We start from the raw sequence: 282 nt of genomic DNA, 5'->3' as shown, positions 1-282 counted from the left end.
CCGTCGAACGGGTCTTGTCCGACAACGGGTCGGCCTACGTGTCCTACGCCTGGCGCGAGGCNTGCGCCGAACTGAACATCACCCCGAAGCGCACCCGCCCGTATCGGCCACAAACCAACGGCAANATCGAACGATTCCACCGCACGCTGGGCGACGGNTGGGCCTACGCACAGTTCTACGAATCCACCGACCAACGCAACACCGCGCTACCGGGCTGGCTGCACTTCTACAATCACCACCGAGCCCACTCCGCCATCGGAGGCCGCCCACCAGTCACCAGAC

General features: G+C 64.9%; 1 protein-coding gene. It reads left to right on the top strand.

Going from position 1 to position 282, the window contains the following annotated elements; translation table 11 throughout:
• Positions 1–282: integrase core domain-containing protein (locus H7K45_RS29645; protein ID WP_263999774.1), on the top strand; the 282-nt coding region annotated here is incomplete at both ends.

Origin of the sequence: Mycobacterium yunnanensis, assembly GCF_025823185.1 — a bacterium.
Lineage (GTDB): Bacteria > Actinomycetota > Actinomycetes > Mycobacteriales > Mycobacteriaceae > Mycobacterium > Mycobacterium yunnanensis.
Note: the sequence above shows the minus strand (reverse complement) of the source record. Positions and strands in the feature narration are given on the sequence as shown.